Here is a 16,859-nt window from a genome sequence, read left to right as displayed (position 1 = left end):
AAAACGCTATTGCTCTTCGGCACGCAGCTGGCCACTTAACTGGTCACAACTGGCAGACCAGGCGGCCAACCAATCTGCCAAGGCTGGGGACTGCTCCGGCAACCCCAGCTCCACCGCGAACTCAGCAGGCGAGACGGTGCCTTTCGAGCTGCGGAACAGGCCGCGCATGATAACTATGCCGAGCACGCGGCCATCCTTCACGAAACGGTGCTCGATGAAGCTCCATTTTTCATCCCAGCCCAGCATGCGGGTATGGATTTCGAACGTTTCAAACAGCTTCAATTCGCGGCGGAACTTGCCCCATACATCGCCAACAATCGGCACGGCACGATGGCGCAGAGCCACGCGAAACGCGCCACTGCGCAGCACATAGTCCATGCGACCGACATCGGAAAGGGTGAAATAGCGGCCATTGGTAACGTGGCGATTGAGGTCCAGGTCCAGCGGCCACACACGCATGCGCACAACCGTGGTATCGAACGCAGAGACCGGCTTACGCCATGGGCGGCGGAGAAGCATGAGCAGAAGGCGAAACCAGAGGTTCATCGGGCCAGTACCTGATTGAGTAAGAGGCATCCACTGTATCAATGCCCTTCCCAGCCAAGTAGTTGCAGAACTGCCTTACTCAAGGGGGTTTATGCGAAAGAACACCGCGCCCGGTCGAGCGCCCCGCTCTACTTTTTCAGGATCAAATCTGATCACTGATCCCGTCGCGATGTGCAGTAGGCACTGCCACCCCATCAACATGGTTCTCACAGGGGTGCAGATTGCTGCTGATATTCGCGCCACCGGACTCTAACAGACGCTTGGTCTGCGCGATGAAATCGAGCATCACCGCCTGCACCAATGAGTTGTTGGCCAGCTGAGCGGTACTGAGGTAGCGGCGTCCAATGCACTGCCCCTCATCAGACATGGCCATGAAGCATATGCCAGTTGGGCCTCTATCAAGGTCAAGCTGGCAGCCGGTGTCCGCGATGAATCTATTTATATATTTGTCCATAACCTTGTGAGGCGAATACAGGCACATCCGTTCGCATTGTATTCAGACCGCTCGTCTCGTCATTCGCTTGTTTAGGTGAGGCGAGCTGCGTGCGCCCTGCCCGCCGCGGGCCTATCTTCAGCCGACGCCGGTCGGGCCTTCAATCACCTGGCGCACCTTGCGTATCAGATCGGTTGGCACATAGGGCTTGGATATCACGTCGAACTCGCTGCCGCCGGCGTCGGTGCGCTCCAGGGAGCTTTCGGAGTAGCCGGTGGTCAGCAGCACCCGCAATCCGGGCTTACGGCGTCTGGCTTCGCGGGCGAGCATTACGCCGTTCATGCCGCCGGGCATGATCAGGTCAGTGAACAGCAGATCGTAATCGGCGACCTCCAGCATCTGCAGCGCTTCACGGGCGTTCAGGGCGATCTCGGCCATATAGCCATAGTCCTCAAGAATCATCTTCGCCAGGTCCGCTACATCGGGACGGTCTTCGACAACCAGCACACGCTCGGTGCCGTTGCGCTCGTGTAGCCGCTCTTTCGTCAGGTTGTGGACGATCTGGCTGTCGTCGGCCGGGAAATACAGGCGCAACGTGGTGCCAACCCCTTCTTCGGTGTAGATCCGTACGGTCCCTCCGGACTGTTTGACGAAGCCATAGACCATCGACAAGCCGAGCCCCGATCCCTTGCCCTCCTCCTTGGTGGTGAAGAACGGGTCCATCACCCGCGTACTCACGCTTTCCGGCATGCCGATACCGTTGTCGGTAATCGCCACACTGACATAGCGCCCTGGCATCAGACCGTCGTATGCCATGCTGCCGAGGTCTTCGACCAGCACGTTCTTGGTCTCGATATGCACCGTTGGTTGATCGCGCCCTTCCAGCGCATCGCGGGCATTGATCAGGATATTGAGGAACGCAACCTCGGCCTGGGTTGGGTCGATGCGACAGTTCCACAGCGCCTGATCGAGCTTCAGGCGCATGTTGGTGCGCCCCAGCGTACGTTCGCCCAGCTCCTGAAAGCCGGTAATCAGCCCATTGAGGTTGAGTACCCGGCCCTCGAGCTTCTGCTTGCGGGAAAATGCCAGCAGTTGCTGGGTCAGCGTGGCGGCGCGGTCAGCGGCATTGCGTGCGTTACCCACGCAGCGCTGCATACGCACTTGATCGTACTCGGGCTTGGCCACCGTGCGGTCAAGCACTTCGAGATAACCGATCATCACCTGCAGCAGGTTGTTGAAGTCGTGGGCAATGCCGCCGGTAAGTTGCCCCAGCGCTTCCATCTTCTGCGCTTGGCGCAGGCCTTCTTCAGCATCGCGGCGACGGCTGATGTCGAGCTGCGAGGCGAAGAAATAGATCAGCTCGCCAGCGTCGTTGTAGACCGGCGATATGAACAGCGCATTCCAGAACGTCGAGCCATCCTTGCGGTAATTGATCAGCTCGACCGAGACTTCCTGGCGCTGGGCGATTGCGTCACGCACCTGCGTAACCACCGAACGATCGGTCTCCGGCCCCTGCAGAAAACGGCAGTTGGTGCCAACGATCTCGTCGGCGTCATAGCCGGTCATCTCCAGAAACGCGTTATTGGCAAAGATGATCGGATTATCATCACGATTCGGGTCGGTGATGATCATCGGCATCCGCGTGGTTTCAACCGCCGCGAAGAAAATGTTCTTGCCGGAACCGGTGATGTCGCCAGATGAAGTGTTGTCGACGCGGAAGTTCTGTTTGCCGCTCGTAGACATCGGCATTACCTATATAGAGGGCGCAGCCAGTACACGGCCGCTCTGTATAATTCGAGCAAATGGCCATCAGAAAGTTCTACAAGTCTAGCAACCTGTACAACTTTGCAAGTGCTTGTGGGGAGCGCCAGCCGTCAGCAATTGCGGTATTGGAGAGACCGCCGCCAATGAGCGGCATGATCATCGGCGTCACGTGCAGGTTAGCTGTCTTGCATCGATCGCGCTTACCCGTTCACACCGGGTAATGCTTGCTCGGGCATGAAGAGAGCCTGAGCGGATACACCCCGACAACCTCCTCTCCAGAGGCATGAATCCAGGCACCTTCAAGCCAAGCGCTGGCGACGCCTCAATAAAAAACGCCGTGCAGAAAACCTGCACGGCGTTTGTCATTCTAGCGTTTGGCTAGCGGCGCACCGCTCAGCTCAGGGCGTCCTGGTAATCCTTTACGTAGTCGGTGGCCAACGAGGTTTTCTGCTGTTGGGTCAGCATCTTTCCGGCCTGCTGGAAGAAGGTGTGCTCTTCGTCTTCCAAGTGATGAAAGATCTTGTCCTTGAGCTTGCGGGCGGTGGCAATCCACGACGGGCTGGACGGGTCGGTTTCTTCCAGAGTCTCCAGCAGCTCGTCCATTTCATGGTGTTCAGCAACGCCATGACGAGACAGGTCGACACCAGCGTCGTGCTTCATCAGCGGCGAATAGAAAAACCGCTCTTCTGCGCGCGCGTGGGCCAGCAGTTCTTCCTTGAGATCCTTGTAATACTGGGCACGCTCGGGCGAGTCGCCCTGGGTGCCGACCAGCGCTTCGGCCAGTTCACGCTGGCGGTCGTGGCTTTCTCGCAAGGCTTCGAAAATTTGCATGGAGTTTCCTCATCAGATTACGGGCTGTCCGTGGCCTTTCGAGGCCCTCTGAAGGGTTCTGACCGAAGCGGCGAAATTGTGGTTCAACCAATTAGTGGCGCTGCGCCACGCCTGATGACCGACCATCCGCCGAGGCAATTGGCGAGATGCAGAAGAAGCCGTCGGCTCAATGCTGCGCCAGAATGGCGCTCAGCAGACCGGGAAAGCGTGTGTCCAGTTCATCGGCCCGTAGCGAGTTCATGTGCGTGGTGCCGATGTTGCGCGTGTGCACCAGGCCGGCATCGCGCAACACCCGAAAATGGTGCGACATGCTCGACTTTGGGCGGCCGCCGTCCAGCTCACCGCAGGTGGCTTCCGGCACGCCGGCCAGGCAGCGGACGATTTCCATGCGCACCGGATCGCTCAAGGCGTAAAGCAGACGCTCAAGGGTCAGGTCGCTGGGATCGGGATGTTTGAAGGCTCGCATGCTGCACATGATAACGGGGCTATCGTTATTTGCCATAGTTCGATTATGATCGAACAACAGTAACGAACGATATCCACTCGGAGTTAACCCATGTCTGCGCTGTTCGAACCCTTCAAACTGAAAGACGTCACCCTCCGCAACCGCATCGCCATCCCGCCGATGTGCCAGTACATGGCCGAAGACGGCATCATCAATGACTGGCATCAGGTTCACCTGGCCGGCATGGCACGCGGCGGCGCTGGCCTGCTGGTCGTTGAAGCCACCGCCGTGGCGCCAGAAGGCCGTATCACCCCAGGCTGCGCGGGCATCTGGAGCGATGAGCACGCCCAGGCGTTCGTGCCGGTGGTCAAAGCCATCAAGGCGGCCGGCTCGGTGCCCGGCATCCAGATCGCTCACGCCGGCCGCAAAGCCAGCGCCAACCGCCCGTGGGAAGGTGACGACCACATCGCCGACAACGATGCACGTGCCTGGGAAACCATCGCCCCATCGGCGATTGCCTTCGGCGCCAACCTGCCGAAAGTACCGCGCGCCATGACCCTGGAAGACATCGCACGGGTTCGCCAGAACTTCGTCGACGCCGCCCGCCGCGCCCGCGATGCCGGCTTCGAATGGATCGAGCTGCACTTTGCTCACGGCTACCTCGGCCAGAGTTTCTTCTCAGAGCACTCCAACCAGCGTACCGATGCCTACGGCGGCAGCTTCGACAACCGCAGCCGCTTCCTGCTGGAAACCCTCGCTGCCGTGCGTGAAGTGTGGCCGGAGCACCTGCCGCTGACCGCCCGCTTCGGCGTGATCGAGTACGACGGCCGCGACGAGCAAACCCTCGAAGAGTCCATCGAACTGGCTCGCCGCTTCAAGGCCGGCGGCCTGGATTTGCTGAGTGTCAGCGTCGGCTTCACCATCCCCGATACCAACATTCCGTGGGGCCCGGCCTTCATGGGCCCGATCGCCGAGCGCGTGCGCCGCGAAGCCGGCATCCCGGTGACCTCGGCCTGGGGCTTCGGCACGCCGCAACTGGCGGAAGAAGCAGTGAAAGCCGGTCACCTCGACCTGGTCTCGATCGGCCGCGCCCACCTCGCCGACCCGCACTGGCCGTACTTCGCTGCCAAGGAACTGGGCGTCGACAAGGCCTCCTGGACGCTGCCCGCGCCCTACGCACACTGGCTTGAACGCTACCGCTAACGGGTGGCAGTAAACTCGCCGGCTACCTGGTAGCCGGCGAACTCGTTTGTGCAGAGAGCAGGCTGCGCCAGCCAGTGGTGGATCAGTCCACGACCCACCCTTTGTTTACCCTGCCCACCAGCGCCGTCGCGGCCGTCGCTCGCGCGTCAATGACACTTGGCGACAGCGCACCTGATGAATGCTCCGAAATCAGCACACGAACGAGCCGATAACCACACTAGACTCATGTAATCCGGCTAGCCGCCGACAACGTCAAGCTGCCCGGCGATGTCGATCCAGGCTCTGGTTGCACAGTACAAGGTGGTCATCACAATGCCTGAAGATTTCGGCGCCATGCGTAGCTACACGGACGTCACCAGAAGATACGCTGTTGGCTTCGCGATACTGATGGCCAGCTTGCTGGTTATCGCCTGCGCGGCACTGATCTCGATCGCTCTCAAACAGAACGTTGCGCAAGTTGAGCTGAACACGTCCTCCATATTGCGCTCCGTCAGCTCCAAGGTGCAGTCGACCGGAACTGCGTTGAAGGACTACGCCTTCTGGAACGATGCCTATGCATCCGCGGGTGGCGATACCGTGGACGTCGACTGGGCCTATGAGCGAGACAATATGGGGGGCTCGCTGTTCAACAGCTACTCCATCGACGGGGTGTTCATCGTGGGCCCCGCCCAGGACACTCGCTATGCAGTGGTCGAAGGCGAATTGAGCTCGGTGACTGCCACCCAGTACGTTTCCGCTGACCTGACGCCTCTCCTGGCGGCGGCCCGAGATCGCGCTGACCTCGACCAAGCCGTATACGGCTATTACCTGGTCAACGGCGCGGAGGCTCTCGTCTACGCCGCATCGATCAAATCGGATGAGGTGGTTGGCAGGGCAGCTCTTGCCAATACCTCGGTGATGCTTTTTGTAGATATTCTGGATATCGAAGCGCTCGGGCTCGATGCCAAAGTGGCTGATCTGCGTACCCTTCAACAGCGAGAGGATGGCCTGCTGTTCGTGTCGCTCCAGTCAGCATTCGGTGAAGAGCTGCTCCTCACCTGGACGCCGACACGACCCGGTGATGCCTTCCTGCTGGCGCTATTGCCGCTGCTAGTGCTGACGGCCGTATTGTTCGCAGTACTCCTTTGGGCCCTGCAGCGGCGGCTGCTACGCGCATCAGGACTGTTTGATGCCGGCCAGGACGCGCTGCTTCTCAGTGAGGAACGCTTCCGATCGGTGGCTGAGTCTTCATCGGACTGGATTTGGGAAACTGACACGCACGGCCGCCTCACCTTCGTGTCGGGACGTTTCTCGGTCATGACCGGGTTGCAAAGCTGCGAATGGGCAGGCAAAAAGCTCGGCGATCTGCTGGGGGTGGATATTGCTGCCTGCAGTGCTCCAACCGTTTCGGCCGAGCACGCGCCAGCGGCACGGCAGCAGATCGAGTGCTCATACGCTGACGCCCTGGGCAGCATGCACCACTGCCTGCTCTCGATTCGCAGCATTCTCAAGGATGGAGACGTGTGTGGTTACCGAGGGACCGTCACGGATATCACCGAAGAGGTCGAAGCCAAGCGGCAGATAACCCACATGTCTGAGCACGACGCGCTGACTGGCCTGGCCAATCGTCGCTATCTCCACACCTACCTGGACACGCGGCTCGGGGTCACCAGCCGCCCGCTGTGCCTGCTCAGTCTCGACCTGGACCGATTCAAGCCGGTTAACGATACCTTCGGCCACTCGATCGGCGATCAGGTGCTCTGTGAAGTAGCGCTACGCTTGAAACACTGCGTGCGCGAAGGGGATGTGGTTGCGCGGCTGGGTGGCGATGAGTTCGTTCTGGTCATCGAAGGGCTGGCTGATGAGCGCGGTCTCGAAAGGTTATGCGCGCAGGTCTGTGAGGCTATCGGCGAACCTATCGTCAGTGGAGCCCATGAAATTTCCCTGGGCGTAAGCATCGGGGTGGCAATCGCACCGAAGGATGCCGTGCATGCCGGTGATTTGTTGCGCTACGCGGACATTGCGCTCTACGAAGCCAAGGCCGCGGGAAGGAACAACTGGCAGTTCTATGCGGCAGAAATGAATCAACGTGTGATTGACCGCCGCCTGATCGAAACCGACCTGCGCAATGCACTGCGCCGGTCCGAGTTTTTTCTGGAGTTTCAGCCCCGCTTCTCGGTTGGCGCGAAGGTGGTTTCAGGAGCAGAGGCCTTGGTGCGGTGGCAACACCCGGTACGGGGACGAACGATGCCGGACCACTTCATCTCCGTCGCCGAAGAGACCGGGCTGGTCATTGCGCTCAGCGATTGGGTGCTGGAAAAAGCCTGCAAAGCGGCAACCGAATGGCCTGCCGAGCTGCTGATTTCCGTCAACCTGTCATCCGTCGAGTTCCAGCGAGGCGATCTCATCACGCGCGTTCGTCGTGTGCTCGAAGCAACAGGCCTGGATGCCGGCCGCCTGGAACTCGAGATCACCGAAACCGTGATGCTCAGGGACTCTGCTTCTGCGCTGGAGATCATGATCGGCCTCAAGCGTTTGGGGGTTCGTTTGTCGATGGATGATTTCGGCACGGGTTATTCGTCGCTCAGTTACCTGCGCACCTATCCCTTTGATGCGATCAAGATCGATCGCAGCTTTATTGCCGATCTGCAGGGGGAAACCAAGAGCACGGCGATCGCTATTCTCGAATCGATCATCGGGCTTGGCCGGGCGCTGGCAATGACGGTGACAGCGGAAGGCATTGAATCGGAAAGCCAGCTAAAGGATCTCGCCAGCATCCGCTGCGACGAAGCGCAGGGTCACTACCTGGGCCGCCCGCAGTCGTTACAACAGTTCAACGCACTTATTGCGGCGCGCCATCAGCATGCCGCAGTGGCCATTGCGCCGGGCCCGAGCGCCGCCATCGATACATGAAACCCCGCTCACGTTCAGGTCCATTTCAGTCGTGTAGAGCAGGTGGTCATGGACGATTGGGTGAAGGGCCGGGTGGTGCTCATCGGTGATGCGGCACACGCCTCCTCGCCGAATATGGCGGAAGGTGCAGCGATGGCCATGGAGGATGCGCTGGTGCTGGCCGAGACGCTGGCTACCACGGCAACCCTCAAGGACGCATTCGCCGCCTATATGCGCCGCCGCAAGCCCCGCGTCGACTGGGTACAGAAGCAATGTGTCGCGCGCGACAAGATGCGCGGCTTACCCGCCTGGGGGCGTATTCCCCTGCTGAAGTTGGCAGGCAATAAGCTGTACAAGCGAAGCTATGCACCGTTAACGGACCCGATATGACCCGATCATGGACACTGTTGCGGCGGCTTGCCGTCGTCCTCCTCACCCTGTCAGCCGTCTACGCCGCGCTGTTCCTGGGCGCGCTCTACTGGGCAACGCCGACCATGGTCATTCACAACCATTCAGGCGTCGAGGTGCAGGTTGAAGCGCGGTGGGATGCTCAGCGAAAACAGCTTCCCGCCCTTTCACCGGGTGCCAAGCGCCGCTTCAAAGTAGCCGGTGAGTCGGCCATGGGGTTCGTGGTGAATTATCCCGACGGCCGACAGATAAGTAGCAAGCCGGTTTATTTCACCACCGCCACCACCGTCACGGCTGTCGTCACGGATAGCAGTGTCGAGGTCAGGTCAGAGCTATGAACGACGCAGCGTGCCCGAGTCCGCGGCAGGATTTCCCGAGCCTGACCGTACCGTACAACTTCAAAGATCGAGCGGGACAGATTACCCACCACGTATCGACCCGGTGCCGGAGTGGGTAGCCATGCGCTTGACAAGTAAAGCGATCGTTTTACACTCAAGCCATGGATAAACGTACTGAAATAATCGCAGGGGCTACCCGCCTGTTCGAGGCAGAGGGGTTCCGAGGCATCGGTGTCGACCGGGTGATCGCGCCTTCCGGCGTCTCGACCCGCACGCTCTACAAGCACTTCGGCTCGCGTGACGGACTGGTTCTCGCCGTTCTTGAAGCGCGCCACCGTGCTTTCATGGAACGGCTCGAAGCGCAGCCAGGCGACATCGAGACGCTGTTCAACGCGCTGCGCGGTTGGGTGATAGAACACGGCACGCTTGGCTGCATGTTGCTGCGCGCTCGCGCCGAATATGCTCAAGCGAGCACCGAGATCGTTTCACTGGTGCAGGGCCAGAAAGTCGAGTTCCGCGAGGACATCGCAAAACGCGTGGAGCTCGCCCTGGGTCGAAACGATGAGCGCCTGTGCACGCAGCTCTGGCTGTTGTTCGAAGGCGCCACGGCTGCGGCCAGCGTGGCCGGCGCATCGGTCATTGACGATGCCAGGGACGCTGCATCTGCCCTGCTGGCTCTCGCCAAAGCAGGTCGACCATGAAACGCGGCCTGAACCTCGTCGCGGCAGCCTTTGCCCTGACGGCGCTGTCCTATGGGCTGGCACGGTTCGCCTACGGGCTGCTGCTGCCGCAGATTCGCAATGAACTGTCGCTGGACGTCACCACCGCAGGGTGGATTGGCGGTAGCGCCTTCGCGGCTTATTGCGTGGGAATCATGCTGGCCTTCTACGCCATCGGTGTAGTAGGCGCTCGTTGCATCGCGCTGTCAGCTGGCGTGGCGGCCACGTTGGGCATGGGCCTGGTGACCGTCGCATCCTCAGGGTGGACGCTGGGCATGGGCATCGGATTGGCCGGGTTGAGCACGGGATTGACCTCACCACCGTTGGCGACCGCCGTCGCTGCCCGGTTCAATGATCGCGACAGCCCCAAGGCCAACGGCACCATCAACGCCGGCACAGCCGCGGGGATCGTTTTTTCCGGCATGGCGGCGCTGCTGGCTGCAGGTGCATGGCGCGAGCTGTATGGCCTGTTTGCGCTGATCGGCGCAGGAGTCACGGTATGGATCTGGTTCGCGGTGCCGTCGTGCAAGAGCGAGCAAGGTGCCAGCAAGCCTTCCTTGGTAATTCTGCGCCGGCCTGGCGTACTTACCCTGTGCGCAAGCGCAGCGTTGATGGGACTGTCGAGCACCGCTATCTGGACGTTTGGCGCTGACATCCTGCGCAATGACTTTCGCTTTAGTGATGAGCGCCTGGCCTGGGTCTGGGTTGTCGTGGGCGCGGCCGGTATCAGCGGCTCGCTCACCGGCGTGCTGACCAATCGGTTTGGCGCCGCACGGGTACACGGCTGCGCGCTACTCGGAATTGCCCTTGGAACCCTGGGCCTGGCGGCGACCGCCTTCTCGCCGGGGTACGGCTTTGCCGCCATGGGCCTGTTCGGCGCGGCCTATATCGTGTCGTCCGGGACGTTTTTGATTCAGGGCATCAAGCTGCTCGCCGATCGCCCGGACCTGGGGCTGGGCATCCCGTTTCTCAGCCTGGCGCTCGGCCAGGCTGTCGGTACGCCGCTATTCGGCGCAACCCTGAGCGTGACCGGCACAGTCGGCGCGCTGGCGATCTTTGCCGTTGCGGCGTGCCTGGCCATCTACGTTCGGCCGCGATCAGCACCTGACGCCGGCAGCGCTGCCCACCCGGAGCCATGCAGCCACCGCCAGTGAGTCGTCCGTCGGTCGCCGCAGGTAACAGCGTTGCCCGCTGCCTCGCGGAATAAGTCGCTTGCTGTCGATTTGGGCACGGCGCATCATGCCGCCACCCCTTATCTGCGGTCCCCCTTCGATGCCTCATCGCCCAGCCCCTTTCCCGCTTAATGAGGAAGAGCGTGCGCTCTCGCTCGAGCACCTCGATGTGCTCGGCTCTGCCCCGGAGCAAGGCTTCGACGATGTCGTGCTGCTGGCGACCACCTTGTGCGATACGCCCATTGCGCTGGTCTCCCTGGTCGACCGGGAACGGCAGTGGTTCAAGGCCTGCATCGGCCTGCCGGTCAGCGAGACTCACCGTGACCTGGCGTTCTGTGCCCATGCGATTCTGGAACCAGACGAGGTGCTGATAATCGAGGATGCGGCCATCGACCCGCGCTTCCAGCACAGCGCGCTGGTGCTAGGCCCTCCCTATATCCGTTTTTATGCAGGCGCGCCGATCTGCACCGATACAGGCCATCCGCTGGGCACCGTCTGCGTGATAGATACGCGCCCGCGCACGCTTAGCGATTCGCAGCGCAAGGCCCTGCAGGCGTTGGCGCGGCAGACCGCTGCCCTGCTCCAGCTGCGCCTGCACGAAGCGCACCGCGAGCAGCGCGCCAGCGAGCTGCTTGAGCAACTGGAACACGCTCAGGCCCAGCACCGCGAGGCCGAACAATCGCTGCGCCATGCTCGCCGCGTATCGTCGCTGGGCATGCTCACGGCGAGCATCGCCCATGATGTGAACAACCTGCTGCAGGTGCTCAGCGCCAGCCTGCAGATGGCCAATCTGCGCGCACGGCGCCCTGCGGATGTAGAGCGCTTCTGCCAGACCGGCCTAAAGGCGGTGGAGCAAGGTGGTGAGCTGATCCGCCAACTGCTGGCCAATGTGCGTCAGGACGGACCGGAGCTGGTCTGCATCGACATCAGCGAGCGTATTGAAAGCTCCCGTAGCCTGTTGGCGGGCACCGTGGGCGCGGCCATCGAGCTGAGCTTCGACCTCGCTGCCAGGGACGTCGGCGTGATGTGCGATGAGGTGCAGCTGCAGGCCGTGCTACTCAACCTGCTGAGCAACTCGCGTGATGCGATGCACGGCCGCGGCCAGGTGCATATCGCCACGCGCCTGCAACAGGTCAGCAGTGATTTACAGCTCAACGATGGCGCTTACCTGATCCTCAGCGTGAAAGACGATGGGCCCGGCATGTCGCCGGAGCTGGCCAGCAAGATCTTCGCGCCGTTCTTCACCACCAAGCAGGCCGGCCACGGAACAGGGCTGGGGCTGGCGCAAGCCCGCGAGTTCGCCAACAACACCGGCGGTGACGTGCGCGTCGACACCGCGCCCGGTGCCGGCACCACCATGAATATCTACCTGCGGGTGCTGGGCCGCATCAGCGTCGCCGATCAAGCAAGTTGACCACCACACGATCCAGCCAGCCCCACAGGCGCTGACGCAGGCGTTGCCACAATGGCCTGGCCTGCCACATGTCGAGGTCGACTTCGCGGCTTTGCGGAAAATCGTTTTCAAAGCTCTGCTGCACGGCCAGGGTGAAATCCGCATCCACGGTTTCGACGTTGGCGTCGAGATTGAAACGCAGGTTCCAGTGGTCGAAGTTGCAGGAGCCTACGCTGGTCCAGTCGTCCACCAGCACCATCTTCAGGTGCAGAAAGCGCGGGCGGAATTCGAAGATGCGCACACCGGCCTTGAGCAGCCGCGGGTAATAACGCTGGCCAGCGAAACGCACGGGCGGGTTGTCGGTGTGCCGGCCACTGAGCAGCAGGCGCACGTCCACGCCGCGCGCGGCGGCCTTGCGCAGGGCGCGGCGAACCTTCCAGGTCGGCAGGAAATACGGCGTAGCCACCCATACCCGCTGCTCGGCTGCGTTCAGTGCACGGATCAGCGATTGCAGAATATCGCGGTGCTGACGGGAGTCGGCGTAGGCCACTCTGCCCCAGCCCGACCCGGCGGCGGGTAAGCGCGGCAGCGGCTTGCGGTGCGGCGTGAGATAGGGCCGCCAGGCGAATCGAGCATTATTGGCCTGCCATTGGCGGTCGAACAGCTGCAGCCAGTCAGCCACCAGCGGGCCGTCGATTTCCACCATCACCTCGTGCCATGCACTCTCTGGTTCGCCAGGCAGCCAGAAATCATCGGTGCAACCGGTGCCGCCAACGAACGCCACGTGGTCGTCGACCACCAATAATTTGCGGTGGTCGCGGTAGAGGTTGCGCCCGCCACGCTGCCAACGCAGCGGGTTGTACCAACGCAGTTGCACGCCGGCATCGAGCATGGCCTGTCGATCAGTGCTGTTCAGACCCTGACTGCCGAACGCGTCGAACAGGCAGCGCACCGCCACGCCGCGTTGCGCTGCCGCGCACAGGGCGCGCAACAGGGCATCGGTACAGCCGCTGCTGATCACCAGGTATTGCTCGAGTTCGATGGTCGCGCTGGCTGCGTCGATGCAGGCGATCATCCGCGGGAAGAAGGCCGGGCCGTCGTTGAGCAGGGTGAAGCGATTACCTTCCCGCCAGGGAAATACCTGACCGGGCATCAATCACTCACAGAAGGCAAAAAGTAGAACGACAGGCGCATGACATCTCGGCCGGGTGCTGGGGATGCGCCACGATAGCTGCCTACGTGCGCATTGCAAAGGCCGCCTGTGTGCGGGTGATGGTTCACTGGCGATGGCCGCACATACGACAGCGATCGCCAGCCATCACCCCCGTGCAGCGCGGGCAGCCACCGTTCAAGGTGCCGCGACGCCATTGCCAGATTTGCAGCAACCGCAGTGCCACCCACAACGCCCCGCTGGCAGGCAGCACGATCATCCACGGAAAGATCGCCCGTGCAGCCTGTGCCCAGCCTGCCAGCGAGCCGCCTTGCTGCGACAGCACCAGCAAACCCATCATCGCGACCAGCCCGGCGAAGATGAGGATGAAGGGCAACCCCAGGTTTCTGATGAAGAACATATGACGCACTCGTGGGCAATCGGGCGCACATGGTAAGCAAGGTCGCCAGCGGACTGAACCCACGGGCTGATTTAAACCATCCATCTGTACCTGAATGCCTGTCACACAAGCATCACCGAAGCTTCACAGTGGTGACACTCGCCCTGCCTAGCCTGCAGTTGTTTCCTGAGTGTGCTCAGGTCAGCAGGCTAACCGGTTCGCGTGCGCAGCAGCGCTGCCCCGACCGGCAACGGAGGTAAGGCATGACCCAGAACGCCATCGCACCCGCGCGCAGCACCGCTCCCCGTCGCCTGCAGGCAGAGCGCCTGACCAGCCCTCACGCCCTGCGTGAAGCTCAGGCGCTGCGCTTCCGTGTGTTCAGCGCCGAGTTCAACGCCAAGCTGAAAGGCGCCGAGTTGGGCCTGGACATGGATGACTATGACCTGCACTGCCGACACATCGGCGTACGCGACCTGAGCAGCGGCGAGCTGGTCGCCACCACCCGACTGCTCGATCACCACGCGGCTGCAGGCCTTGGCCGTTTCTACAGCGAAGAGGAGTTCGCCCTGCACGGTCTGCGTCACCTGCAAGGGCCGATTCTGGAAATTGGCCGTACCTGCGTGGACACTGCCTACCGCAATGGCGGCACTATCGCCGTGCTGTGGGCCGAGCTGGCCGAGGTGCTCAACGAGGGCGGCTACCGCTACCTGATGGGCTGCGCCAGCATCCCCATGCAGGACGGCGGCATCCAGGCGCAAGCCATCATGCAACGCCTGCGCGAACGCCACCTGTGTACTGAGAACCTGCGCGCCGAACCGAAAACGCCGTTGCCCGCGCTGGAGCTGGCCGGCAACGTCATCGCCGAAATGCCGCCGCTGCTCAAGGCCTACATGCGCCTGGGTGCCAAGGTGTGCGGCGAGCCGTGCTGGGACAAGGACTTCCAGGTCGCCGACGTGTTCATCCTGCTCAAGCGCGACGAGTTGTGCCCGCGCTACGCAAGGCATTTCAAGGCGGCGGTCTGAGCGCAGGCTTGCCGACAGCGGCTGGGCGCGGTAAATAATGCCGCGCCGGTCGCAGCGACTGCCTGACCAGCGCCAGCGCTGGGCCCTTTTATCTATTCAGTTCGTGCAGGTTCCGCCCCGATGAGCAAATTGCGTCTGTATTCGCGCCTGATCCGCCTGCTGGCGGTGATCGCACTGGGCACCCTGCTCGCGGCTCTGCTGGTTCCCATGGAGCGCCTGAGCCATCGTGAACTGATGGGCGTGCGCCAGCGCATGACTCGCTGGTTCATGGCACGCTTGAGCAACGCCCTTCCCTTTCGCGTCAGCGTGCACGGGCAAGTCCCGCACAAGCCGATGCTGTGGTTGAGCAACCATATTTCCTGGACGGACATTCCACTGATCGGCAGGCTCGCGCCGCTGTCGTTCCTCTCCAAGGCCGAGGTGCGCACCTGGCCGGTGGCCGGCTGGCTGGCGCACAAGGCCGGCACGCTGTTTATCCGCCGCGGCGCCGGCGATGGCGGCCTGCTCAATCAACAGCTGGGCCGCCACCTGAACAGTGGCCGGCACCTGTTGATCTTCCCGGAAGGCACCACCTGCGACGGCACAGCATTGCGCACGTTCCATGGCCGCCTGTTGAGCAGCGCCATCGAAAGCGGTATCGAACTGCAGCCCGTGGCCATTCGGTATCTGCGCGATGGCAAGGTGTGCACCGTGGCGCCCTTCATCGGTGACGATGACATGCTCTCGCACCTGCTGCGTCTGATGAACAGTGAGGTTGCCGAGGTGGAGATCCAGTTGCTGGAGCCGATCGACAGCCAGTCGGGCAATCGCAACGAGCTGGCCCGCCGTGCCCATGCAGCGATCAACGCCGCGCTGTATGGCCCGGCAGACAGTCCAGAGGTAGCCGCCCAGGCCGCCTGAGCTACGCTAGCGCGCGGGCAACGGGTTGTCGGCGCGCAGCCAGCGCCGGTAGATCGGCTCGGCGAAAAACAACACCAGGAACAGCCGGATCACCTGCATGGCGGTCACCAACGGCACTGCCAATTGCAGGGTTTCTGCGGTCAGGCTCATCTCGGCAATGCCGCCCGGCATCATGCCCAGGGTCAGCGACTGGAAATCCAGCCCGCTCAACCAGCCGATCAGCAGCGCCGCCAGAAACGCCACCAACATCATCGCCAGCGTAGTGATCAGGGTGCGCGCCAGGAATGAAGGCGCGTAGCGGAAGAACGCGCGATTGAAGAAGCAGCCCAGGGCGCTGCCGATCATCAACTGCCCGGCCTGGCTGGCACCTGCGGGCAGCGTGCTGCTCAGATCGAAGCCGATACTGAACGCGGCGCTGACCAGCAGCGGCCCGAACAGCCAGGGGTTCGGCTGCTTGCAGCGATGCATGATCCAGCCTGCCCCTGCTGCCAACGGCAGGATCAGCGCCAGCCACGGCCAGTCCGCGTGGGCGGCATGCTGGTATACCTCGCCCTCGCCCACCAGAAACTTGAACAGCGCCGGCACCAGCAACACCACGGCAACCACGCGAAGGCTTTGCGCCGCAGCGACGCGAGTAAGTTCGGCGCCATTGCGGGCACCCAGATTGACCATCTCCCCCGAACCACCGGGCATGCTGGAGAAATAGGCGGTGGCCATGGTCTCGCCGGTACGGCGCATGAACCACACGCCGATGATGCTGCTGAGTACGGTGATCAACGCACCGATGACGATGGGCACCAAGTGCCCGGCGATCTGCGCCACCAGTGCGGGCGTGAAGTGCAGACCGATGCCGATGCCGATAATCCATTGGCCAAACTTGCGGCCACCGGGGAACGGCTGCAGCTGCCAGGGCGTCATGCAGCGCAGCACAATCACCGCCACCAGCGAGCCGATCATCCACGGCAGCGGCCAACCGATGGCGCTGGCGATCAACGCGCCAAGTGCGCCTACCAGAGGCGTTCCGAGGTAGTTCAGCCAGTGGCTTTTGTGCATGCAGTCCTCTCAGATGGTGTGTGCTGCGGCCTGGCCTTGCGCTCAGGCGCGCTTGTCTGGTGTTGCTGATCGGGGCCCGAGCGCGAGGGTGCTCAGGCTGATCGGGCGCGGCGGGGATTTGAAAGCACCTTGACCAATAACTTTGCTGATCTTTGTCGCAATATCGTTCAGGTCGGAATCCGCCATATCGAACCGGATCATCGATATAGAG

The 16,859-nt window shown here is 62.1% G+C and carries 16 protein-coding genes and 1 pseudogene; 9 read left to right on the top strand and 8 right to left on the bottom strand.

Annotated elements, in window-relative coordinates; genetic code table 11:
* Nucleotides 1-6: 6 nt before the first annotated feature.
* The 5 genes from BLS60_RS01535 to BLS60_RS01515 form a co-directional block, all read right to left on the bottom strand.
* A complete protein-coding gene (locus BLS60_RS01535) occupies nt 7-546 on the bottom strand; it encodes a thioesterase family protein (protein WP_092363862.1) in 540 nt (179 codons plus the stop codon).
* Between the two features lie 142 nt (nt 547-688).
* Nucleotides 689-919: a hypothetical protein gene (locus tag BLS60_RS01530; protein WP_092363859.1), complete on the bottom strand. Its 231-nt coding sequence runs from the start codon at nt 917-919 to the stop codon at nt 689-691.
* A 198-nt stretch (nt 920-1,117) separates the two neighbouring features.
* Nucleotides 1,118-2,722: a histidine kinase famiy protein gene (locus BLS60_RS01525; protein ID WP_092363856.1), complete on the bottom strand. Its 1,605-nt coding sequence runs from the start codon at nt 2,720-2,722 to the stop codon at nt 1,118-1,120.
* A gap of 414 nt (nt 2,723-3,136) precedes the next feature.
* Nucleotides 3,137-3,574, bottom strand: a complete 438-nt coding sequence (locus tag BLS60_RS01520; RefSeq protein ID WP_070881399.1) for a hemerythrin domain-containing protein — start codon at nt 3,572-3,574, stop codon at nt 3,137-3,139.
* 166 nt (nt 3,575-3,740) lie between these two features.
* Entirely contained in the window at nt 3,741-4,076 is a 336-nt protein-coding gene (locus tag BLS60_RS01515) for an ArsR/SmtB family transcription factor (RefSeq protein ID WP_083328638.1), read from the bottom strand.
* A 54-nt stretch (nt 4,077-4,130) separates the two neighbouring features.
* Between BLS60_RS01515 and BLS60_RS01510 the strand changes: the two genes are divergently transcribed.
* The 7 genes and pseudogenes from BLS60_RS01510 to BLS60_RS01480 all read left to right on the top strand — a co-directional run bounded on the left by BLS60_RS01510 (nt 4,131) and on the right by BLS60_RS01480 (nt 12,144).
* Entirely contained in the window at nt 4,131-5,222 is a 1,092-nt protein-coding gene (locus BLS60_RS01510; protein ID WP_070881398.1) for an NADH:flavin oxidoreductase/NADH oxidase, read from the top strand.
* Between the two features lie 267 nt (nt 5,223-5,489).
* Nucleotides 5,490-8,114, top strand: coding sequence for a bifunctional diguanylate cyclase/phosphodiesterase (locus BLS60_RS01505; RefSeq protein WP_092363853.1), 2,625 nt, complete (start codon nt 5,490-5,492; stop codon nt 8,112-8,114).
* A gap of 39 nt (nt 8,115-8,153) precedes the next feature.
* Nucleotides 8,154-8,483: pseudogene (locus tag BLS60_RS01500) on the top strand (FAD-dependent monooxygenase); the annotation flags it as partial.
* Nucleotides 8,480-8,839, top strand: coding sequence for a hypothetical protein (locus BLS60_RS01495; protein ID WP_092363847.1), 360 nt, complete (start codon nt 8,480-8,482; stop codon nt 8,837-8,839). The pseudogene BLS60_RS01500 and the gene BLS60_RS01495, both read left to right, overlap by 4 nt.
* A 161-nt stretch (nt 8,840-9,000) precedes the next feature.
* Nucleotides 9,001-9,540, top strand: a complete 540-nt coding sequence (locus BLS60_RS01490) for a TetR/AcrR family transcriptional regulator (RefSeq protein WP_092363844.1) — start codon at nt 9,001-9,003, stop codon at nt 9,538-9,540.
* A complete protein-coding gene (locus tag BLS60_RS01485; protein WP_092363841.1) occupies nt 9,537-10,712 on the top strand; it encodes an MFS transporter in 1,176 nt (391 codons plus the stop codon). Before BLS60_RS01490 ends, BLS60_RS01485 begins: the two co-directional genes overlap by 4 nt.
* A 118-nt stretch (nt 10,713-10,830) precedes the next feature.
* Nucleotides 10,831-12,144 carry a sensor histidine kinase gene (locus BLS60_RS01480; protein ID WP_092363838.1) on the top strand — a complete coding sequence of 438 codons (1,314 nt, stop codon included), beginning with the start codon at nt 10,831-10,833 and terminating at the stop codon, nt 12,142-12,144.
* Here BLS60_RS01480 and BLS60_RS01475 read toward each other — a convergent pair.
* Together BLS60_RS01475 and BLS60_RS01470 are read right to left on the bottom strand one after the other, a co-directional pair.
* A complete protein-coding gene (locus BLS60_RS01475) occupies nt 12,119-13,276 on the bottom strand; it encodes a phospholipase D-like domain-containing protein (protein WP_092363835.1) in 1,158 nt (385 codons plus the stop codon). The two genes, BLS60_RS01480 and BLS60_RS01475, sit on opposite strands and share 26 nt — an antisense overlap.
* A gap of 124 nt (nt 13,277-13,400) precedes the next feature.
* A complete protein-coding gene (locus tag BLS60_RS01470) occupies nt 13,401-13,694 on the bottom strand; it encodes a hypothetical protein (RefSeq protein WP_070881391.1) in 294 nt (97 codons plus the stop codon).
* 242 nt (nt 13,695-13,936) lie between these two features.
* Here BLS60_RS01470 and olsB point away from each other — a divergent pair, with 242 nt between their 5' ends.
* Both olsB and BLS60_RS01460 read left to right on the top strand, forming a co-directional pair.
* Nucleotides 13,937-14,695: an L-ornithine N(alpha)-acyltransferase gene (olsB, locus tag BLS60_RS01465; protein ID WP_070881390.1), complete on the top strand. Its 759-nt coding sequence runs from the start codon at nt 13,937-13,939 to the stop codon at nt 14,693-14,695.
* Nucleotides 14,696-14,815: 120 nt separating this feature from the next.
* Nucleotides 14,816-15,595 (top strand): lysophospholipid acyltransferase family protein, encoded by a 780-nt coding sequence (locus BLS60_RS01460; protein ID WP_092363832.1) that lies wholly within the window; start codon nt 14,816-14,818, stop codon nt 15,593-15,595.
* A 6-nt stretch (nt 15,596-15,601) separates the two neighbouring features.
* On the opposite strand, the gene BLS60_RS01455 is transcribed toward BLS60_RS01460, so the two are convergent.
* A complete protein-coding gene (locus BLS60_RS01455) occupies nt 15,602-16,648 on the bottom strand; it encodes an AbrB family transcriptional regulator (RefSeq protein ID WP_092363829.1) in 1,047 nt (348 codons plus the stop codon).
* Nucleotides 16,649-16,859 lie beyond the last annotated feature (211 nt).

It is taken from the genome of Phytopseudomonas seleniipraecipitans (genome assembly GCF_900102335.1).
GTDB classification, from domain to species: Bacteria; Pseudomonadota; Gammaproteobacteria; order Pseudomonadales; family Pseudomonadaceae; genus Aquipseudomonas; species Aquipseudomonas seleniipraecipitans.
This window is presented reverse-complemented; position numbering and strand designations above follow the sequence as displayed.